The sequence below is a fragment of the Pseudoalteromonas sp. G5_S1_54_S4 genome, assembly GCF_054968565.1.
In genome coordinates, this window is record NZ_JBQKUL010000006.1 from 1 (window position 1) to 18,393 (window position 18,393).

Annotated in this window: 14 protein-coding genes and 2 pseudogenes; 7 read left to right on the forward strand and 9 right to left on the reverse strand. The window is 41.0% G+C overall.

Going from position 1 to position 18,393, the window contains the following annotated elements; all coding sequences use genetic code 11:
- Positions 1-20 precede the first annotated feature (20 nt).
- Entirely contained in the window at positions 21-551 is a 531-nt protein-coding gene (locus ACTRWE_RS03900; RefSeq protein ID WP_008465259.1) for an ankyrin repeat domain-containing protein, read from the reverse strand.
- Between the two features lie 625 nt (positions 552-1,176).
- Here ACTRWE_RS03900 and ACTRWE_RS03905 point away from each other — a divergent pair.
- Positions 1,177-1,932 (forward strand): substrate-binding periplasmic protein, encoded by a 756-nt coding sequence (locus ACTRWE_RS03905; RefSeq protein WP_008465255.1) that lies wholly within the window; start codon positions 1,177-1,179, stop codon positions 1,930-1,932.
- Positions 1,933-2,061: 129 nt separating this feature from the next.
- Here the strand turns inward: ACTRWE_RS03905 and ACTRWE_RS03910 are convergent, their stop codons facing one another.
- The 6 genes and pseudogenes from ACTRWE_RS03910 to ACTRWE_RS03935 form a co-directional block, all read right to left on the reverse strand.
- Entirely contained in the window at positions 2,062-2,553 is a 492-nt protein-coding gene (locus ACTRWE_RS03910; protein ID WP_008465505.1) for a helix-turn-helix transcriptional regulator, read from the reverse strand.
- A gap of 60 nt (positions 2,554-2,613) precedes the next feature.
- A complete protein-coding gene (locus ACTRWE_RS03915; RefSeq protein ID WP_008465503.1) occupies positions 2,614-4,347 on the reverse strand; it encodes a DUF5666 domain-containing protein in 1,734 nt (577 codons plus the stop codon).
- Between the two features lie 267 nt (positions 4,348-4,614).
- A pseudogene (locus ACTRWE_RS03920) lies at positions 4,615-5,309 on the reverse strand (aspartate/glutamate racemase family protein).
- A gap of 573 nt (positions 5,310-5,882) precedes the next feature.
- Positions 5,883-8,513, reverse strand: coding sequence for a methionine synthase (metH, locus tag ACTRWE_RS03925; RefSeq protein WP_033104064.1), 2,631 nt, complete (start codon positions 8,511-8,513; stop codon positions 5,883-5,885).
- A gap of 10 nt (positions 8,514-8,523) precedes the next feature.
- The gene (locus tag ACTRWE_RS03930; RefSeq protein WP_033104063.1) at positions 8,524-9,594 is read right to left on the reverse strand and encodes a homocysteine S-methyltransferase family protein; all 1,071 of its coding nucleotides are present in this window, start codon (positions 9,592-9,594) and stop codon (positions 8,524-8,526) included.
- Positions 9,584-10,531, reverse strand: a complete 948-nt coding sequence (locus tag ACTRWE_RS03935; protein WP_008111930.1) for a homoserine O-succinyltransferase — start codon at positions 10,529-10,531, stop codon at positions 9,584-9,586. Before ACTRWE_RS03935 ends, ACTRWE_RS03930 begins: the two co-directional genes overlap by 11 nt.
- Positions 10,532-10,756: 225 nt before the next feature.
- On the opposite strand from ACTRWE_RS03935, the gene ettA reads away from it, so the two are divergent.
- From ettA to ACTRWE_RS03950, 3 genes are all read left to right on the forward strand, one after another.
- Positions 10,757-12,430, forward strand: coding sequence for an energy-dependent translational throttle protein EttA (gene ettA, locus ACTRWE_RS03940; protein ID WP_008111928.1), 1,674 nt, complete (start codon positions 10,757-10,759; stop codon positions 12,428-12,430).
- Positions 12,431-12,567: 137 nt separating this feature from the next.
- Positions 12,568-12,930, forward strand: a complete 363-nt coding sequence (locus tag ACTRWE_RS03945; protein WP_008111924.1) for a PilZ domain-containing protein — start codon at positions 12,568-12,570, stop codon at positions 12,928-12,930.
- A gap of 57 nt (positions 12,931-12,987) precedes the next feature.
- Positions 12,988-13,896 carry a histone deacetylase family protein gene (locus ACTRWE_RS03950; RefSeq protein ID WP_109875603.1) on the forward strand — a complete coding sequence of 303 codons (909 nt, stop codon included), beginning with the start codon at positions 12,988-12,990 and terminating at the stop codon, positions 13,894-13,896.
- Here the strand turns inward: ACTRWE_RS03950 and ACTRWE_RS03955 are convergent, their stop codons facing one another.
- Positions 13,897-14,895, reverse strand: a complete 999-nt coding sequence (locus ACTRWE_RS03955; RefSeq protein WP_248527695.1) for an AraC family transcriptional regulator — start codon at positions 14,893-14,895, stop codon at positions 13,897-13,899.
- On the reverse strand, positions 14,879-15,787 hold the full coding sequence (locus tag ACTRWE_RS03960) for a GGDEF domain-containing protein (RefSeq protein WP_010391112.1): 909 nt from the start codon (positions 15,785-15,787) through the stop codon (positions 14,879-14,881). The genes ACTRWE_RS03955 and ACTRWE_RS03960 overlap by 17 nt, the downstream gene beginning before the upstream one ends.
- 286 nt (positions 15,788-16,073) lie before the next feature.
- Here ACTRWE_RS03960 and ACTRWE_RS03965 point away from each other — a divergent pair, with 286 nt between their 5' ends.
- The 3 genes and pseudogenes from ACTRWE_RS03965 to ACTRWE_RS03975 all read left to right on the forward strand — a co-directional run bounded on the left by ACTRWE_RS03965 (position 16,074) and on the right by ACTRWE_RS03975 (position 18,380).
- The gene (locus ACTRWE_RS03965) at positions 16,074-16,268 is read left to right on the forward strand and encodes a hypothetical protein (protein WP_462879537.1); all 195 of its coding nucleotides are present in this window, start codon (positions 16,074-16,076) and stop codon (positions 16,266-16,268) included.
- A gap of 30 nt (positions 16,269-16,298) precedes the next feature.
- Positions 16,299-16,529: pseudogene (locus ACTRWE_RS03970) on the forward strand (TonB-dependent receptor plug domain-containing protein); the annotation flags it as partial.
- Between the two features lie 57 nt (positions 16,530-16,586).
- Complete coding sequence (locus tag ACTRWE_RS03975) at positions 16,587-18,380, forward strand: TonB-dependent receptor domain-containing protein (protein WP_462879560.1); 1,794 nt, start codon at positions 16,587-16,589, stop codon at positions 18,378-18,380.
- Positions 18,381-18,393 lie beyond the last annotated feature (13 nt).

The following is an 18,393-nucleotide window of genomic DNA, read 5'->3' on the forward strand; positions in this document are numbered from 1 at the left end:
ATATTCGGTAATTCTTTGAATTAACCTGCCTGTTTATTATTTGAAATCGACGCCAAAAGTTCAGATATCAGCTGCCTATCTATCTGAGCATTTTTTTCACTCAGTTTATGAATAAACTCTAAAGGTGTAAGCCCATGTGATTTTTCTTTAATGGTAATACTCGCGCCTTTATCCATTAAAAGTTGCACTAAACCAAAGTCATTAAGCAAAATAGCCGAGTGTAGAGGTGATAAACCATCTATGTGACTTAACGTATTTACTTTGATTCCTTTAGAAATAAAGTATTCGATATAAGCATCGCGCTTATCTATATCTTTAATTTCAAATAAAAATGCTAGACCAGCGCCTGATTCAAGTGATTCGATATCACCCTTATCTGCTCTATAATTAAGTAAATAATATTCACAAACGTCACTTGGTATATAGCGAGTATTATCATCAGTGCTGCAAATAGTAACATCTTCAATATCACTATTAATAAGCGAATACAAAGCAACTGAAGAATATCCAACAGATAACAATAGGAACAAAAAAATAGTAAGCTTTTTCATTTCTACTCCCAGATTACTTTACTATCAGCATCGCTATATATTTAAAAATTTAATACTCTCCCTATTCTCACATTAGTAAAAGGCTTGCCTTTTACCTCAGAGCACAAGTGCACTTTGTAAGCACCAATATGATTACCAAACTTTTTAAGTGTTGTTAAAAATGACATAAACAAGAAGCCTTAAAAATAGGCCGTGAACATTTTTTGGAGGGTTGCTACATGATTCCCTATCAAGCTTAAATATTCACATGCCTTTGTAAATAGGCCTCACATGATAAACAAGCCTATATAAAATACAATAATTAAAACTTTAGATGTATAGGTAAATCGAAAGAGAAGCTGAGCGCGAAGTAAATGACTTTGAGAAAGGACATTAATATAAAGCGAATTAACAGCTTTACTTGCTAATAAAAACTGCAAGCTGGCGGGTTTTTTTATGCCTTAAACTTTAATTGAGCTTTGAAGTGCTCAGTATTTTTTCATGATTGGAGCTAACTTATATTTGTATTTAATTTGATAAATCCAAACTATTTCCTAAACTCAAAATTAATCTCATACAAATAAGTTATCGTTTATTAAATTGTTTCTACAAAATTTACTAAGATAAAACCTCAAAGGTAATAAATATGAAAAGCATGAGCATCCCAGCGTTAATAATTAGCTTAATATTATCAGCTAATGTAATGGCTAAAACTGTCAGTATTCGGGCTGATAGCTGGTATCCAATGAATGGAGAACCTGACTCTGAAAAAGAAGGCTTTATGATTGATTTTGCCCGCGAGGTTTTCTCTGCTGCTGGGTATGATGTTGATTACAAAATCATGCCTTGGGAACGTGCCATTGTATCCACCCGAGAAGGTAGCTCTGATTGCGTTGTTGGTGCTTATACTGAAGATGCGCCTGACTTTAATTTCCCTGCTGAACAATGGGGAAAAGATATAACAGGTTACTTTATATTGAATTCCTCTTCATGGGTTTTCAATAACCTAGACTCTCTACTAACAGAAAAAGTTGGCGTAATTGAAGGTTATGCTTATGGCGAAGATTTAGATAAATTAATCGCATCAAGAAAGGATATTTTTAAATCAATTCCAGGGAATGACGCGCTAGAGAAAAACTTTAAAAAGTTAGCCGCAAATCGGATCGATGTCGTTATAGAATCAGTTTCCGTCGGAAAAGCTAAAATTAAGGATATGAACTTAGAAAGTAAAGTGAAGCTTGGAGGCCAAAATCCTTCCTCTGATTCAATTTACATAGCATGTTCACCGAATACCAAAGGTAAAGCGCTAACACAGATAGTAGATGAAGGCACAAAAGCAATGAGAGAATCAGGCAAGTTATCTCAAATAATGGAAAAGTATGGTTTAAGCGATTGGAAATAAAAAAGTTAAATAGGTGATTAACAATAAGCCTAGCATTGGGTAGTTGCTTTATTAATTTTTAAAATGGGTAAGGAGAGTGTTCAGAATTCTGAGCGCCCTCCCTCTGTCAAACTTAGCCCTTTTTATACCCTACAACAACATTTCAAAAAACAAGGCTGCTAGCTCATGCCTTCCTGTTACATCCGCTTTTTTATAAATAGCCGAAGATTGATTACTGATGGTTTTTTCAGATTTATCTCTAATGTTGGCAATCTCTGAAGTTGATAATCCTTTTACTAAAAATAGAGCAACTTCTTTTTCAGCTGCCGTTAGCCCCCACTTTTGAAACTGCTCTTCAATTTTACTAAAAAATGCAACTTTTGAGTCCTCTAGTTGCTGGTTAAGCAGCCTAATATTTTCTTTTGACGCTTTTAACTGCGCCAAATTGAGTTTTTCATTCGTAGTACGCTTATGGATATCAATCATTAAATAAACGAACAAAGCTAACGATACAACAATTAGCATTATTTCTTGAAAAATATGCTTAGGTTCTACATTGCTTGAAATATCGATTGATAAATCAATTAATTTAAAAATAATGATTAGAATCAATGTAAATGAAATCAACTTGTCTTTATGCATTTTCACCTAGCCATAAAAAAAGCCACAACAGCGTGGCCTTAATTATTGTTATACGTTCACTTACTTTAGTTCAGCTTCATCAGCAAGGATATATTTATTTTCAACCCATTGGCCTTCAACTTCAATTGCGGCCCCCACGGTTAAGGCACTCATAAACGTTGCTAAATTAACATCTTGGTCATTCACTTCAAGCTCTGCATTTTCAGATAATTGCACTTCATAGCCGTTTAACATAAAGCTATTTGCTGTTAAAAGTTCAGTAACCGTACCTTCTAATTCAACATAGCCAACTTTGTTATCATCACCGCCATTATCGTCATCTCCAGCGTCCCCACCGTCGTCGTCTCCATCGTCGCTTTTATTCTCAAGCTCAACTTTACCAAGCACAAATACGTTATTGATATCATATAGGCCTTCAACATCAACTCTATCGCCAACGACAAGCTGCTCTATAAACGTTGTTAGAGAAACCAATACATCATTTATGATATATTTTGCATTGGCATCTAACACAATTTCAGCTCCATTAACCGTTATTGTATTGTTTGAAATTGCAGTGATCTGCCCCTTCATTTCCCATTCTTGCTGGTATTCGTCTTGGTCTTCTTTTTCGATTTTTAACACACTTAATAACGGTGACGTTTGTAGATAAGCAATCTCAACATAATCATTAATATTTAAGGTGTCGAAACTAAAGTATTGCTCGTCGTCATCTTCAAAACGACTAAATTCGTTGAATACGTATAACACGCCATTAACGGTAATCGTTTTGTTATCACGGTCTATGCTTTCAATAACGCCTTTTACTTTGCCGTCTGATGAGTAAGATGATTGTTTTGATTCAACTTTAATGATCTGACTATTATCAATATAAAGCTCAACAAACATCCCCACCGTTAAGTTATTGAGTGCAACACCTTCAACCTCAACATTATTTGCATAGTCAAATACTTGGCCGTTAACCCCTATAGAGGTCGCACTAATTTGAGTAATTAGTCCCTCTATTTCATAGCGTAATACGCTATCGTCATCAACATCGAGCGACTCTTTAACCGTTCTCGCATCAACCTCATTGGCAACCATCACGCCATCAACTAAATTACCTTCAACTTTTACATAGCTGTTATTTGCCAATACCCCATCAATTTCAGCTAGCCGATAATCAATCACCACATCATTAATAGTAAATTGTAATGCGGTCTCATCTAAATTAGATACGATCCCAGCAGTATATTCATAATCGTCGTTGTCTGTATCGGTGTCTAATTCAATGTATGACGCTAAAAAAGTACCATCCGCTTGCGGATAGCCGCTTATTTCAACTCGCTGCCCGACACTTATTAGCGCTTCTGAGGTATCAATAAAATGCGTTAAATCGTTATAAAATATAACGGTATTCGCAATCGTTATTTGGCTATTATTTCGGTCAATACTCTGAATTACCCCCTCCACCTCAGTATCGTATTCAACGTCTTGAGCAACCCATTCACCAGAGTCATTTTCTTGCGCTGAAAAGCTAATTTTCATGCCCACACTCAGTGCGTTTAATTGAGTGTTTAGGCCATTTTTTTTAATATTGCTGGTGTCGGTATTATATTTAATGCCATCAACATAAATACTCCCAAATCCGGTGATCATACCTTGCGTTACAACAAGCTTAGGAGAAATTGAAACGGGAGGGGTTATCGGGTTAACAACAATAGAGTCTGGCTGCTCACTTTGATTAGAGCCACCGCAAGCGGTCAATATGGTCAATGCGCTTAAAGTGAATATATGTTTATTCATTTTTTTCATACTAATAATCCTAGGGGTTAAGGTTAATTGGATATACTTCAAAAGATTATTGACCTATTTATAGCGTTGGTAAATAGGTGATTTTACCTAGCTTAGTCAACTTGCTGTTTTTACTAAAATTAACAATTTATATAATTGAACTATTAATTTAAACCTTGGTGCATATCAATTTATATGCAAAACAGTGGCTGCGTTTAAAACTATTTATTAAAACGCCATACACAAAAAAACCGCCAATTGGCGGTTTTAAGTTAGGCTTAATACAATTTATTTAGCGAGAGCCAATTTCACTGCCGCCTCTGCGTGTAGTTTGGTGGTATCGTAAAGCGGAACCTGCGTATGTTGTGGCTTTACCAACAAGGCTATTTCAGTACAGCCTAAAATAACGGCCTGCGCGCCTTGTGCAAATAAGCGCTCTATAATGCGTATATAATCAGCTCGCGAATCTTCATCAATAACCCCTTGGCATAACTGCGAATAAATAACCTCGTGCACTCGCTTTCGCTCAATAGGCTCAGGTATTAATACCTCAATGTTATGCTTATCGATTAAACGCTCTTTGTAAAAGTTTTGCTCCATTGTAAATTGCGTTCCCAACAACCCTACTCGCGTAATGTTATCGTGCTTTAGTTGCTCGGCGGTGGCATCGGCAATATGCAAAATAGGAATGGTAATATTACTGGCAATCTCATCGGCCACTTTATGCATAGTGTTGGTACAAATAAGTAAAAAGTCAGCACCACCAGCCTCTACCGATTTAGCTGCCTTGGTAAGTAACTTAGCTGTTTGTTGCCAATCGCCCTGATGCTGTAGCGCTTCAATTTCCGCAAAATCGACGCTCACCATACAATTTTAGCACTATGCAGTCCACCCAACGAGTTTTTAACGCCTTCGTTTAAAGCTTTGTAATAGCTGGCTGTTGACTCCCAACTCATGCCTCCGAGCATGCCAATCGTTTTCATAAAATTGCCTTGTTTAAAAGTGGTTAAGAGCAAGCCAATTGCTACACAGCTATGCGACAAAACAATAAGCTAAAATACCTGTAAAGTCTTATATAGCGAGCCCTCTGACTCATTATGCTTAATTCTGTCTTACTGTTTTGCTAACTATCAGATGTTGACTTAACAACGAATTTTTCGAATACACAATTTAGTGGGAAATAAATTACCAAATAAATAGCTAGGAAAAGTAAAAACTCCATATAAAAAGGTAGATCTTTTAGGTTTATTATTGAATCAGTTAAATAGCGGCTAACAAACGATGTAATGAATGCAGATAAAAATATAATGACTAAGTTTGAAGTTTTTTTATTCATGTAAATCCTTTTAAAAAAGCTAATAGCTTAACATTACCCATTATCTTAGTTAGTGCCCCCTAAAACGGGAATTTATATATTGATTAATAATTCCACTAAATAAACTCTTTGTAAACAACCTAGTTCTTAAAATAAAAAACGAGCCTACCTTGGCTCGTTTTTGTTTTAACTGATAGCTGACCGCTAAAAACTGACCGCTTCGCTATTTAACCACTTCGCTTTACTCCGGCTCATACCCCAAGTTAGGCGATAACCATCTTTCGGCTTCTGCGAGCGTCATATTTGTTCGCTTAGCGTAGTCTTCAACCTGATCCTTCTGTATTGCAGCAACGGCGTAGTATTTCGCTTGTGGGTGTGAAAAGTACCAGCCCGACACCGCAGCACCTGGCCACATGGCGTATGAGCTGGTGAGCTGCATGCCAATGCGTTTTTCGGTATCGAGTAACTGCCAAATTTTCTTTTTCTCGGTGTGCTCTGGGCACGCTGGGTAACCAGGCGCTGGGCGAATACCTTGGTAGTTTTCGCGAATGAGTTCATCGTTAGGCAGGTTTTCATCCGGTGCATATCCCCAATACTCTTTACGCACTTGTTCGTGCAGGTATTCGGCAAAGGCTTCGGCGAGCCTGTCGGCAACAGCTTTTACCATTATTTTATTATAGTCATCTTGCTGTGCGTCGAACGCATTGGCTAGGTCGTCTTCTTCTAAGCCACCTGTTACCGCAAACGCACCAAAGTAATCAGGCGTGCCTTTTGGCGCAATGTAATCGGCTAAACAGTAATTAGCAAAGTCGGTTTTTTCGGTTTGCTGGCGCAAATGACATGAGGTAGTTAATAGCTCTTTGCGCGTTTCGTCGGTGTAAATTTCTATATCATCGCCCACACGGTTAGCTGGGAATAAACCAATAACACCTAATGGCTGTAAACTGCCTGACTTTTCAAGTTCATCGAGCATGTCGTTGGCGTCTTTAAACAAGCTTTGTGCTTGTTCGCCCACTACTTCGTCGGTCATTATGCGCGGATATTTACCGGCGATTGACCAGGTCATAAAGTACGGCGTCCAGTCTATGTATTTGCGTAAAGTCGCGATTGATACATTTTTAAACTCAGTCACGCCCAGCTTTTTAGGCACGGGTGGCGTGTAGTTATCCCAATCAAGCTGTGCTGCATTATCACGGGCGCGCTGTATGGTAACCGGTTTTGAGCGCGGCTTTTTGCGTGCTTGTTGTTCGCGTACTTTGTCGTATTCGGCGGTGGTTTTAGCTAAAAACTCTGCTTTATGCTCTTTTGATAATAAATTAGACACCACACCCACGGCGCGGCTGGCGTTATTTACATACACCACGCCTTTGTCGTACTGCGGCTCTATTTTAACTGCGGTATGCGCTTTTGAGGTGGTTGCCCCGCCAATCATTAGCGGCAGCTCAAAGCCACGACGCTTCATTTCTTTGGCAACATGTACCATTTCATCAAGCGATGGGGTAATTAAGCCCGAAAGGCCTATAATATCGGCTTTTTCGTCAATTGCTGTTTGCAGTATTTTTTCGGCAGGTACCATTACGCCTAAGTCGATTACTTCGTAGTTATTACATTGTAGTACTACGCCTACAATGTTTTTACCTATGTCGTGCACGTCGCCTTTTACGGTGGCCATAACAATTTTACCGTTGGTCGCGCCCTCTTCTTTTTCGGCTTCAATGAATGGGTCAAGGTAGGCGACCGCGCGTTTCATTACACGGGCCGACTTAACCACTTGGGGTAAAAACATTTTACCCGCGCCAAATAAATCCCCAACCACGTTCATGCCGTCCATGAGTGGCCCTTCAATGACGTGAATAGGTTTATCTGCGCCAGCACGGCACTCTTCTGTGTCTTCATCTATAAAAGTGGTAATGCCTTTAACTAGAGCGTGTTCTAGGCGTTTTTCAACAGGCCATGTTCGCCACTCTAAATCTTCTACGCGTTCAGCTTGTGCCATGCCCGAATATTTAGGCGCAAGCTCTACTAAACGCTCACCGGCACCTGGGTCGGTGTTAAGTATTACATCAGTAACTGCTTTACGAAGTTCCTCGGGGATGTCGTCGTAAACCGCAAGCTGCCCTGCGTTTACTATGCCCATATCCATACCCGCTTTTATCGCATGGTATAAAAATACCGAGTGAATCGCTTCACGTACTGGGTTATTACCTCTAAACGAGAACGATACGTTTGACACCCCACCCGAGACTTTACAGTGCGGTAAATTTTGCTTAATACGGCGGGTGCCTTCAATAAATTCTACGGCGTAGTTGTCGTGCTCTTCTATACCGGTGGCAACGGCAAATATGTTGGGGTCGAATATAATGTCTTCTGGCGGGAAGCCAATTTCGTCGACCAAAATACGGTAGCTGCGCTCACAAATTTCAAACTTACGATCGGCGGTATCGGCTTGACCTTCGGTATCAAACGCCATCACAACAGCGGCGGCGCCAAAGCGTTTTATAATTTTAGCTTGGCGAATAAACGGCTCTTCACCCTCTTTAAGTGAAATGGAGTTAACAATGGCCTTGCCTTGAATACACTTTAAGCCTGCTTCTATAACTTCCCACTTTGAGGAGTCGACCATTATAGGTACTTTAGAAATATCAGGCTCTGAGGCAATTAAGTTTAAAAACTTCACCATGGCCGCTTTTGAGTCCAGCATGGCTTCGTCCATGTTGATATCAATAACCTGTGCGCCATTTTCTACTTGTTCGCGGGCCACATTAAGGGCGGTCTCGTAGTCTTCTTCCATGATCAAACGTTTAAACATGGCCGAGCCAGTTACGTTAGTACGCTCGCCGACATTGGTAAATACTGCAATTTGTTGGGTCATTGGCGGCTCCTTAATTTAAGTTACAGGCTTCTAGGCCTGACAGACGCATACGCACTTCAAGCTCTGGTAATTTTCGTGGTGCTGCGCCTTCAAGCCCTTTGGCAAAGGCACGAATGTGCGCAGGCGTAGTGCCGCAGCAACCGCCAACAATATTAATAAAGCCCGATTTACCCCAATCTATGATCTCTTTTGCCATGTCGTCTGCTTCTAGGTCATATTCACCAAACTCATTGGGTAAGCCCGCATTAGGGTGAACAGAGACAAAGGTTTCGCACACGCGCGATAGCTCTTCAACGTATTGGCGCAGTAAATCTGGCCCAAGAGCGCAATTTAAGCCAATTGAAAGCGGCTTAATATGGCGAATAGAGTTATAAAATGCTTCGGTGGTTTGCCCTGAAAGCGTGCGGCCTGAGGCGTCGGTGATAGTGCCTGATATCATCACTGGTAATGTACGCCCTGCTTGTTCAAACGCCTCTTCTACTGCGAATGAGGCGGCTTTTGCATTTAGGGTGTCAAATATGGTTTCTATAAGTATTAAATCAGCGCCGCCTTCCATTAATGCAAGAGTAGACTCCACATACGCAGTCACTAACTTATCAAAGGTGATATTACGATAGCCAGGGTCGTTTACATCCGGCGATAACGAACAGGTTTTAGATGTTGGCCCTAACACACCCGCTACATAGCGCGGTTTTTCTGGGGTTTTAGCGCTAAATTCATCACATACAGCACGGGCTAACTTAGCTGACTCTAAATTAACTTCACGGCTTATACTCGCCATGTCGTAATCTTCCATCGAAATGGTGGTCGAGTTAAAGGTGTTGGTTTCGATAATATCGGCACCGGCGGCTAAAAAGCTGCGGTGTATATCAGTAATAATTTCAGGCTTGGTTAGGCTTAATAAATCGTTATTACCTTTAATGAGCACATGCCAATCTTTAAAACGTTCACCACGGTAGTCTTGCTCTTCAAGCTTATGCGCTTGGATCATGGTTCCCATTGCACCATCTAAAATTAAAATGCGCTGTTTGAGCGCAGCGCTCAGCTGTTCATGCTTATTGTTTTGAGGATTATTCGGCATAGTTGTTAGTCCTTACGTCTTGGCTAACTAAGTTAATATCATAGGGTGTGGTTTGGTAAACGTAATAATTTAACCAGTTTGAAAACAGTAAAAACGCGTGGCTTTGCCATGTTTTAGACGGTTGTTTGCTGGCATCGTCATCAGGAAAATAGTTTTCAGGCTTTGGCGCATCGGGGCTTTTTTGTAAATCGCGCTCATATTCGGCTTTTAAACTGTCGGCATCGTATTCGGGGTGGCCGGTAATAAACACTTGGCTGCCCGATTTATTTTTAAGTAAATACGCCCCTACTCGTTCAGAGCCCGCTAATACCACCAGCTCTTCACAGGCGTTTATTTTATTAATATCTATGTGGCCATAGCGTGAGTGGGGTACTAAAAAGGTATCGTCAAAGCCGCGGGTAAGTGCACCATGGGCAAAGTAGCATTGGTGGGTAAACACCCCGCAGAGTTTATTGTCTTTTAAATCGCGCTTTAAATTATAACGGTGGTATAAAGCCGCGTGGGCAGCCCAGCACGAAAACAAGGTAGAAGTTACATGTTGCTCGGCCCAATCAATAATTACTTTGAGCTCTTCCCAATACGCTACTTCTTCATACTCTAAATGTGCGAGCGGTGCACCGGTAATTAACAGTGCATCGTAGTTGTTGTTTTTTACTTCTGAGAAGTAACGATAAAAAGTATCTAAGTGTTGCTCTGAGTTGCTACTACTGCGGTGCGTATCTAGGCGCAATAGCTCAACATTTACTTGCAGCGGAGAGTTAGCCAACAAGCGAATAAACTGTACTTCGGTTTCTACTTTATTAGGCATCAGATTAAGAATAGCCAAACGCATAGGGCGTATTTCTTGGGTTTTTGCACGCGTTTTTGGCATTACAAACACGTTTTCATGACGTAAACGTGCAATAGCTGGCAATTCGTCTTCTACTGTAATTGGCATTCTTAAAGCTCCTGCTCATAAAAACCGAGAGTTAATACGCTCTCATTATGAACAGAATGCCAAAAATATCAACCTCTAGATGTATAGATGTCTAAATGAAATTTATTCACGCGGTTTGTATAAATTGAATATGTACTTTAAAACAGTGCCATTCGTTGACTGTTTCACCTGTGAGCCACTACAATACAGCATTGAAATTTTTATTATTATTTGAAGGCTCCTTCCATGGTTTTACCTGATAAGTTTATATTCTCGATGAGTCGAGTATCTAAGGTTGTGCCACCAAAACGCACTATCTTAAAAGATATTTCGTTGCATTTTTTCCCAGGCGCAAAAATTGGTGTGTTAGGTTTAAATGGTTCTGGTAAATCATCACTACTTCGCATTATGGCGGGTGTTGATGAAGAGTTTGAAGGTGAAGCTCGCCCTCAACCAGGCACTAAAATTGGTTACTTACCGCAAGAGCCTGTTTTAGACGAAAGCAAAACAGTTCGTGAAATTGTTGAAGAAGCTGTAGGTGAAGTAAAACATGCCCTTAACCGCCTTGACGAAGTGTATAACGAATACGCAATGGAAGGTGCTGACTTTGACGCACTGGCTAAAGAGCAAGGTGAATTAGAAGCGGTTATTCAAGCGCACGATGGTCATAATATCGATAACGTATTAGAGCGTGCTGCCGATGCACTTCGTTTACCTGAGTGGGATGCTAAAATTGAGCACCTATCGGGTGGTGAGCGCCGTCGTGTTGCTATTTGTCGTTTGTTACTTGAAAAACCAGACATGCTGATTCTCGATGAACCAACTAACCACTTAGATGCTGAGTCGGTTGCCTGGCTAGAGCGCTTCTTACATGACTACGAAGGCACTGTTGTGGCAGTAACGCATGACCGCTACTTCCTTGATAATGTAGCAGGTTGGATTTTAGAGCTTGACCGTGGTGAAGGTATTCCGTGGGAAGGTAACTACTCTTCTTGGCTTGAGCAAAAAGATGCCCGCTTACAACAAGAGCAAAAATCTGAAAAAGCACGTCAAAAATCAATTGCACAAGAACTTGAGTGGGTGCGTTCAAACCCTAAAGGTCGTCAAGCTAAGTCAAAAGCACGTATGGCGCAGTTTAGCGAGCTACAACAGTCTGATTACCAAAAACGTAACGAAACCAACGAATTGTTTATTCCACCTGGCCCACGTTTAGGTGACCAAGTATTAGAAGTAAACAACTTACGTAAAAGCTTTGGCGACCGCGTTTTAATTGATGATTTAAGCTTTAGCATGCCTAAAGGCGCTATTGTGGGTATTATTGGTGCCAATGGTGCAGGTAAATCAACGCTATTTAAAATGTTAAGCGGTGAAGAACAGCCAGATAGCGGTAATATCAGCATTGGTGAAACAGTAGAACTGGCAACTGTTGATCAGTTCCGTGGCAACATGGACGAAAGCAAAACGGTATTCCAAGAAATCTCTGATGGCCAAGATGTACTAAAAATTGGTAACTTTGAGTTCCCAAGCCGTGCTTATGTTAGCCGTTTTAACTTTAAAGGTAACGATCAGCAAAAGTTTGTTAAAGACTTATCTGGCGGTGAGCGTAACCGTTTACACCTAGCTAAGCTGTTAAAAGCAGGCGGCAACGTGGTACTTCTAGATGAGCCAACCAATGACTTGGACGTTGAAACATTACGTGCCCTTGAGAATGCAATTTTAGAATTCCCAGGTTGTGTAATGTGTATCTCGCATGACCGTTGGTTCCTTGACCGTATTGCTACACACATTTTAGATTACCGCGACGAAGGCCAAATTAACTTCTTTGATGGTAACTACACTGAATACGAAGAGTGGCTTAAAAAGACTCTTGGCGCAGAAGCTGCACAGCCTAAGCGCATAAAGTATAAAAAAATTGGCTAACAGCCACAGTGAATAAGTTAAAAGCCCTGCATTTAATGCGGGGCTTTTTTATGCGAGCTATTTTTATCTTTAAGCAAATTGGCGTGTTGGGCATTACCAGCTATGCTTATTATAAATAACAGCTTTATAAGATTATTATGCAAAACCGTCGGCAATTTTCTCGTATTATGTTCTCTACTGCAGCGCAATTAGTTATGGCTAGCAGCCAGTATGAATGCACTCTATTAGATATCTCTTTACATGGTGCGCTTATTACTAAAAGCGATGCATTTACTGGGAACAAAAATGACGAAGCAGTACTACGTTTTACTTTGCCACAAAGCGATATTGAAATAAAAATGCCGGTGGTTATTCGTCACATAGAAGAAAACCATATTGGTCTTAAATGCCATAGTATTGATATAGACAGTATCACGCATTTAAAGCGTTTAGTTGAGCTAAACCTTGCTGATGAAACATTATTACACCGCGAGCTTGAAACGCTTATTCACCAAACATAAATAGACGCACTGCGTGAAGTTGATTACCATAACCAAAAATAATTAAACGACGCAGATATGAGTTTAAACCCCAATCTACCTTTAGTTTATCATCCTAACTACTCGTTTAGTTTTGATCCCAAGCATCGCTTTGTAATGAGTAAATTTGCTCAGCTACACCAGCATGTTAAAACCCTTGGACTTGCTGGCAGTAATATCACAGAACCACCACATGGTAGTGTAGAAGAGCTAGAAATAGTACATTGTGAAAACTACATTCACGATTTATGGCATAACCGCCTAGATGAAAGAGCCATGCGCCGTATTGGCTTGCCTTGGTCACAAGCACTAATGAACCGCACATTTACCGCTCCGCTGGGAACACTGCAAACTGCGCGTTTAGCACTTGAAAATGGGCTTGCGTGCCATTTAGCGGGCGGCACTCACCATGCCCACAGTGATTTTGGCTCGGGTTTTTGTATGGTGAACGATTTAGCTTTTACCGCACAGACGTTAATTCAAAACCGTGAAGTGACTAACGTACTGATTTTTGATTTAGATGTTCACCAAGGTGATGGCACGGCAGCCATGCTGGCTCATCAACCTTATGCGTTTACCTGTTCAATACACTGTGAGAAAAACTTCCCATTTAGAAAGTCCCCTAGCGATTTAGATATTGGTTTAGCCAATAATATGCAAGACGCTGAATATTTAGGTATTGTTGACGATACGCTGCAATTTTTATTAAACGAGCTTAACCCGGATCTTGTTTTATACGATGCTGGCGTTGATATTTGGCAAGAGGATGGCTTAGGCAAACTGGATATTAGTTGGCAAGGGATAGAAAAGCGCGATCACTTAGTGCTTAAACGCTGCCTTGCAAATAATACTCCTGTTGCCACTGTGATTGGTGGAGGCTATGACAGAGATCATCAGCGCCTAGCAAAGCGCCATGGCATTGTTATAGAGCAAGCGGCTAGTTTTTAATTATATTTTTAACTGACTTGGCGTAATGCCGGTCCAACGCTTAAATGCACGGCGAAAGTTAGGAATATCATAAAATGCAAGCCGATCAGCCACACGTTCATTACCTTGCTGGCACACCCCCAGTAAATGCAGAGCTTTTAGTTTATTTTGCTCATCTTGTAATTGAGAGTAACTGACACCGTGTTGTTTTAACTTACGTTTAAACGTAGCAGAGCTCATGGCAAAATGCTCAGCACTGTTAGCAAGGCTGTTGTTTTTATCACGGTAAATGCGCTGGCACACAGCCTCAACAAAAGACTGTGATACATTCTTATGTAACTCACTTTGCGCTATGCACTGCTGCCATCTAAGCTGACTAGCCTCTGGGTTTGTGCACTTAAGTAGTTGTTTATTAAAGTGCCAACGGGTATAGGGTTGTTCAAACCGTATTCGTAAGCCTAAGTGCTGCTCATATTCTTGAATATGCCTCGGGCGTTTACAGGTAAAGTCAAAATAACAATGTGGATACACATTACATACTCGTTTTAGTAAGCTCATTAACGCAGCGCTGTATATTTCAAAACAATAATTTTTTAATGACTCGTCAATACCGATACTCGGTTGCAAGTACAGATATAAATCGTCTTTAAATATATGCCTACGGGTAAATAATAAAGGGGCAATAACGGTACTAATTTGTTGTAATTGCTTCAAAGCCATACCTAAACTGGGGCTTAAACGCACACTTTGCACTGCTGGGCTAACGTCATTAACCAATTGATGACCCAGTAAAAAGCCACTATCATTACTCTTCATTAAGGCTTTAAACTGGCTAATTAAAGCCAATAACTGCGATAAACTAAAGCGCTGTGATAGATCATATAAATCTTGCTCAAAAATACCCGTACCACGCAGCAATTTATGCAGCGGGATCCCTCGTCCTTGAGCAAGCTCCACCAGCGCAGTGATCATTCCCTCCGCGCTGAGGTATTTATCATCTAGGCTAATATACTGCTGCACCTACAAGCGCCTTTTCTTGTTGTAATTGTTGATGTAACTGGCTGGTTTGCTGCACTGGATCTTGCGCTAAATCCATTGCCATGGTGGCGGTTAAAATATGCTGAAACTGTGCGCCTTTGCTTTTTGCGACTTTAAACGCACAATGGTTAAGCGCCGCTTTCATTTGCGCTAGTAATTCTTTGGCTTGGCTTTGGCTGGTATTCGGCATAAGCACAATAAAGCAATCTCCGGCATAGCGACAAAGCACATCATTTAACCGGCAATTCATTACTAATAAATCACTAATTTCTCTTAGTAACCTATCACCTTCACTAAAACCAAACTGCGCATTAAACTTTGCAAAATCACGAATATCAATAACACCTAAAGTACCCCCTTGCTGCTCTGTTTGTTGTTGCTGCATGAGTGAATGTAAGTAGTTAACTCGGTATAACCCTGTTACCGGACAGACCTTTTCATGTTCGCGAAGATGCGCTTCACGACGACGCAATTGACGATTTAAAACAAATTGCTCTTGATGCCAATAATAAAGCCCTGCGCTGGTAAGCGACATACCAAACGGCGCTGGTAGTGACTCAAACCAGGTGAGCCATAATTGTGAAGGTTGTTTTAACCACTCATCAAGTAAATCGAGTGTAGCTGAGAACATAAACAAACCTAAACCTAACACTAATAAGGTAGTTACTTTGCCTGGCGGACGTGAAATAAGTAACGCAACTATCCAGCTGAGGGTCATCAACACAATACCGCCCTCACCAACAATATCGAGCCACGCAATTTCTTGCCATTGCTTAAGTTCGCCAAAGTAAGCGCATATTGCTACAGCAATAACTAATAATAAAATGATGGTATTAGTTAATTTTGCATGGCTGGTAAATGGGTTATATCGCATTGTTTAAGTCTTCTAAGATTTACACTATTACGTATGCTAGCGCGGTACTGATTTATTAGGCAGAGTCATTTTGGCTCATTGATATGACATTGAGATTAAAATTTATAAGTATTTAACCTAGTAATAACCATTTTTAGTGCTCTGGAGCCGTGTTTAAACAGCTCAAATGTCTGTTTGAAAAGTACTAAGTTGGCGTTTTGTCAGGAATTAACTGTAAAACTGTCACATTAGCGTCATTAACTTTTTTTAGTTTGCTCACCAAACCAAGGACAACCGGAGCAAATCAATGAAACAATTTAAGTTAAATGCTGTTGTGGCGGCATTAGCACTGAGCCAATTTAGTGTTAGCGTGAATGCAGAGGAACAAACATCGCCAAGGGAACCTGAAGTAAAGGTTTCTGAAGAGCTTGTGGTCTATGGCGAGATTGGTTATCGCAACCGCTCGCAAGAACTAGCGCCCACGCTGGAATACTCACAATAATACTTTCAACGCTTTGAGCCACTTACCGCCGGTGATGCACTAAAGCGTGTTCCTAGTGTGACTTTTTTATCTGACGTACTTGAATCAGACGGCGCTCGTATGCGCGGCTTAAGCCCTGCTTACACAAAAGTACTTATTAATGGCGAAGAAGTTCCGGGTGCCGGTGCTGACCGTTCATTTTTTGTGGACCGTATCCCAGCAGAATTAATTGAGCGTGTAGAAATTATTCGTTCATCTAGTGCCAACCGCTCTGCCGATGCCATAGCAGGCACACTTAATATTGTACTTCGCGATGGCTACAGCTTAGACGGTGGTTATATTCGCGCTGGTGGCTTACGTTACGATGACGGCGAACTAAAAGAAAGCTTTGCGGGCGTTTACGGTACTGAATTTGCAGGTGGCCGTTTACTAGTAGGTGCCAATTTACAAGGTCGTTATAACCCAAAACAAAAATCAAGCAGACGTTATGGCGATAGCCCTGAAAATAACCCTAATTACGCTACAGACGATTTTGATAACCGTGAAGATCAATCTGATACCCGTGATGGCGATGACACCTCTTTAAATGCCAGCTTTGAAAAGGTGTTTGATAACGGTGGCAAGTTTGATATTAGCGCCATGTGGGTTGATACCGACCGTACCGAAGATGAGCGCTCTTTTGAATACGACGACGCATCTGCAACCTCAGGCTCTGTCGTTGAGGGTGGTAATTTAATCTCAGATAACGCAAACGTTTCGTTTATTGATCAAACCAACTACAACATTAATTCTGGCTATGAGTTACCACTACTGGGCGGTACCAGCAAATTTAAGTTAGGTTATGCCAGCTTTGAAGAGTCTGTTTACGAACAAGAAGTTGAGCTTGATACCTCAGAGCTCCCAATGGTGTTTGAAGAAGCAGAAGAAACCGTTGATATCGATGATAAAGAATGGTCATTACAATGGCAGCACAGCTTACTGGTAGGTGACTCGAAAGAAGTTCAATTTGGTGCTTTTGTGCAAGGAAAAGAGCGCGATACCGCCATTTTTGTCGCTGAAGATGAGCTGGAAAAAGACTTTACCAATTGGGAGCAATTCTCTCAGAATCCACTGATTCTTGCCGGTTTTAATAACGAATTTGAACCAGTAGACGGCGGTGTTAATAAACTTGAAGAAGACCGTTTTGACTTGTTTGCGCTAATCAAGCATGAAGCGGATGTGTTCTCATGGGAGATGGGGGTGCGCTGGGAGTCAACTGACTCAAGTATTACCGATACCAATGAAGGCGTTACTGCCGAAAATGATTATGACTTTTTCTTACCGTCGGCTCACTTTCGTTACAGCGTCAGTGATAACGGACGAGTCAGCGCCTCTGTTGCTCGCAGCTTACGACGCCCTGACTTTGACTACATGACACCCGCCCTACTTGAAGAAGAGCTCGCTGATAATGACTTTTTAGGCAACCCAAGCCTTAAACCAGAATCATCTTGGGGTATCGATTTAGGTTACGAATACCGTTTAGGTAAAAGTGGCGTTGTAGGTGTAAACGTATTTTACCGTGACGTTAGCGACCTTATTGAAATTGCCAGTACCGGTGTTGAAGGCTCAGAAGGCGAAGGCACATTTGTACTGCAACCACAAAATACCGGCGACGGCACAGTACAAGGTGTTGAATTTGATTTATCAACGCCACTGAGCGCATTAAACATGCCTAACACTGGTATCTTCTTAAATTACTCTTGGCTCGACAGTGAAGTTGAAGACAGCTTTGGTAAGCGTAAATTTAACGACCAATCAGATTATGTTTATAACGTTGGCTTTATCCAAGATTTACCAACACTACGCGCATCATTTGGGGCAACGTACCGTAATCAAGGTGATGCATACGGGCGCTTCGTGGGTGAAGAAGTGACAACTTCTTACGGAGCTGATTTAGAGCTTTTCGTTGAAAAGCGCTGGGATGACATCACTCTACGCCTAGTTGGTTCAAACTTACTGGATGCCAGCAAAGACGAAGTTTTCAATAAGTTTGACTCGCTTGATGATCAAAACAATCGTGCCTTTGATGAGTACGAGCTTGAATCGGAAGAAGCAGGCCCTGTGATTCAAGTAATGCTGCGTTACGCATTCTAATCACACGTATTGT